Origin of the sequence: Verrucosispora sp. SN26_14.1 (genome assembly GCF_004307965.1) — a bacterium.
Classification (GTDB): Bacteria; Actinomycetota; Actinomycetes; order Mycobacteriales; family Micromonosporaceae; genus Micromonospora.
On sequence record NZ_SISL01000646.1, the window covers coordinates 1 to 2,566 of the forward strand.

Consider the following 2,566-nt stretch of genomic DNA (forward strand, 5'->3'; position numbering starts at 1 on the left):
GGGCGGCGCTGGCCGCGCGCCGCCGGACGGCGGTGCACGCCGCGCTGGTGGCTGCCGGTGCGCATCGGGTGCTGGACCTGGGCTGTGGCGGGGGCACGTTGCTGGCCACGCTGATCGGGGACCGGCGGTTCACCGAGATCGTCGGCACCGACGTCTCCGTCCAGGCGCTCGCGTCGGCCGCCCGGCGGCTGCGGCTGGACCGGTTGCCCGAGCGTCAGCGCGACCGGGTGACGCTGCGGCAGTCCGCGTTGACCTACCGGGACGACCGGTTGCGCGGGTACGACGCGGCGGTGCTGATGGAGGTGGTCGAGCACGTCGATCCGCCTCGGCTGCCGGCGCTGGAGGACAGCGTGTTCGGGTACGCCCGACCGACGACGGTCGTGGTGACCACGCCGAACGTCGAGCACAACGTGCGGTACGAGGGGCTGGCGCCGGGCGCCTTCCGGCATCCCGACCACCGGTTCGAGTGGTCCCGCGCCGAGTTCGCCGACTGGGTACGTCGAGTCTGCGCGACGTACGGCTACACGGCCGCCTCGTCCGGCGTCGGCGACGACGACCCGGAGGTGGGCGCTCCCACCCAGCTCGCCGTGTTCACCCGGATCTGAGCGTTCACCCGGATCTGAAAGTTAATAGGGGGCCCTTGCTCTACCGGAGGCGTTAACAAGGTGCCCTTCCTTATTCCAAGGAGCGATCATGAGCGTCCTGGACATCCCCGAGCTGGCGCTGGTGGCGTTGGTCGGAGTCTCGGGCTCCGGCAAGTCGACGTTCGCCGGCCGGCACTTCGCGCCCAGCCAGGTGCTCTCCTCGGACGCGTTCCGGGCGATGGTCGCCGACGACGAGAACGACCAGTCCGCCTCCGCCGACGCCTTCGACGCGCTGCACTACGTGGCCGCCAAGCGGCTGCGTGCCGGTCGACTCACCGTGGTCGACGCCACCAACCTCCAGCCGCACGCCCGCGCCGGCCTGGTCCGCGTCGCCCGGGAGCACGACGTGCTGCCGGTGGCGATCGTGCTGGACGTGCCGGAGGCGCTGGCCTGGGAGCGTACGGAGGCGCGCAGCGACCGCACCTTCGGTCGGCAGGTGCTCGCCCGGATGTCACGCGACCTGCGTCGCAGCTACGGCCAGTTGGCCCGGGAGGGCTTCCGCAAAGTGCACGTCCTGCGCGGCACCGACGAGATCGACCGCGCCGAGATCCGGTACGAGCGGATGTTCAACGACCGCCGGGAGCTGACCGGGCCGTTCGACATCGTCGGTGACGTGCACGGCTGCCGGGCGGAACTGGAGACGTTGCTGCTCCGGCTGGGCTGGCGGCTGCACCACGACGAGGCGGGTCGCCCGGTGGACGCGACCCACCCGTCGGGGCGTACCGCCGTGTTCGTCGGTGACCTGGTGGACCGCGGCCCGGACTCGCCCGGGGTGCTCCGCCTGGTGATGGGGATGGTCGCGGCCGGGCACGCGCTCTGCGTACCCGGCAACCACGAGCAGAAGCTGTTGCGCAAGCTGCGCGGGCGCAACGTGAAGGTGGCGCACGGCCTGGCCGAGACGCTGGACCAGTTGGCGGCCGAGCCGGCCGAGTTCACCGCCGAGGTGGCCACCTTCGTCGACGGGCTGGTCAGCCACTACCTGCTCGACGGCGGCCGGCTGGTGGTCGCGCACGCCGGGCTCAAGGAGGAGTACCAGGGCCGCGCCTCCGGCCGGGTACGCGCCTTCGCGCTGTACGGCGAGACGACCGGCGAGACCGACGAGTACGGCCTGCCGGTGCGCTACCCGTGGGCCCGCGAGTACCGGGGTGCGGCCACCGTCGTCTACGGCCACACCCCCACGCCCGAGCCCGAGTGGATCAACAACACCATCTGCGTCGACACCGGGTGCGTCTTCGGTGGGCGGCTGACCGCGCTGCGCTACCCGGAACGCGAGCTGGTCTCGGTGCCGGCGGAACGCGAGTGGTACGCCCCGGTGCGCCCGCTCGTCGCCGCTCCGTCCCGCCCCGACGAGGTGCTGGAGCTGACCGACGTGGCCGGACGGCGGCACGTGGAGCACACGTACGGCTCGTTGACGGTGCCGGCGGAGAACGCCGCCGCCGCGTTGGAGGTGATGAGCCGCTTCGCGGTCGACCCGCGCCGGCTGGTCTGGTTGCCGCCGACCATGGCGCCCTGCTCGACGTCCCGCGTCGACGGCTACCTGGAACACCCGACGGAGGCGTTCGCCGACTACCGGGCGGCCGGGGTGGACCGGGTGGTCTGCGAGGAGAAGCACATGGGCTCCCGCGCGGTGGTGCTGGTCTGCCGGGAGCCGGACGGTGGTCCGTTCGGACCGGGCGGCGGGGTGGTCCACACCCGCACCGGACGGCCGTTCTTCGGCGAACCACTCGACACCGAACTGCTCGACCGGGTCCGCGCGGCGGTGACCGCCGCCGGGCTCTGGGCAGAGCTGGAGACCGACTGGCTGTTGCTCGACTGTGAACTGCTGCCCTGGTCGGCGAAGGCCGGTGGCCTCATCCGGGAGCAGTACGCCGGGGTCGGCGCCGCCGGCCGGGCGGCCCTGCCGGCGGCACTGGCCTCGCTGG

General features: G+C 72.8%; 2 protein-coding genes. Both read left to right on the plus strand.

Annotation, left to right across the window (positions count from 1 at the left end; all coding sequences use genetic code 11):
* Positions 1-605, plus strand: a 605-nt coding sequence (locus EYA84_RS30365) for a methyltransferase (protein ID WP_131057649.1), incomplete at its 5' end; no start/stop codon positions are given.
* An 88-nt stretch (positions 606-693) separates the two neighbouring features.
* Positions 694-2,566, plus strand: a 1,873-nt coding sequence (locus EYA84_RS30370; protein WP_131057651.1) for a polynucleotide kinase-phosphatase, incomplete at its 3' end; no start/stop codon positions are given.